Here is a 763-nt window from a genome sequence, read left to right as displayed (position 1 = left end):
GACCCTGAGGTATCCCCGCGAATTTAAACCATAAAACCTTCTCCTTTGAACAGGTGTTCGGCGAATGTCCTAATTCCTTCTCGCCATTGTTTGAGGGTGATTTTGAGGTTCGTTGATAGTGCTCTTTTGCCCAGAAAAAAGTGCGAGAGCACTCTGCGTTTGCGAGTGCTAGAAGACTGAAAGCGATAAGATAATCCAACCAGTTCAACCACTTTGCCTAACAAGATAAGCACCATAGCAGTCAGTGTTGTAAGTAAAACAAGTAGCTTCATTCGGGCTAATATTTTAGTGTGGTTATGCTCAAATCCTAAGCCGAATTTTGTGCTCTTCATGTCTCTAAAACTTTCTTCTATTTGCATTCGTGTCTGATAAACCTTCACGCTCTTCTTGGCAAAGGAGCTGTTCTTGGGCAACGATGAGATCAACAACCAGGGCTCTTTTGCGCCACGTGCCGCTGTTAACGATGTCTTTGATGCTTTAGTCGAACCATCTTGGTTTAAAGAATGTCTTCCTTTTGGCTTTCCTTTGTAGAGCGCTAAATGACAAAAGTGAGGCTTTGACTGCCCTAGATTCAACACAAGTGACTTTGGCGTGGCATTGGCTGTAGGAAATAAATGTGAGATACAACGCCATGATTGACTTTCTTCATCAAAAAATTTACGCGGTCGACGGACTCGTCCGACATAATCCCAACCTAAGCTTTTTACTAACTCTATCCAAGGCATTTTAAAACCGGCATCCGTGACAATGATTGGTTTGGTCT

General features: G+C 43.0%; 1 protein-coding gene. It reads right to left on the bottom strand.

Annotated elements, in window-relative coordinates; translation table 11 throughout:
* Nucleotides 1–23: 23 nt before the first annotated feature.
* On the bottom strand, nt 24–763 hold a 740-nt coding region (locus V6259_RS19535; protein ID WP_341585952.1), incomplete at its 5' end, for an IS4 family transposase.

It is taken from the genome of Marinomonas sp. TI.3.20, from assembly GCF_038155025.1.
Classification (GTDB): Bacteria; Pseudomonadota; Gammaproteobacteria; order Pseudomonadales; family Marinomonadaceae; genus Marinomonas; species Marinomonas flavescens.
Note: the sequence above shows the minus strand (reverse complement) of the source record. Positions and strands in the feature narration are given on the sequence as shown.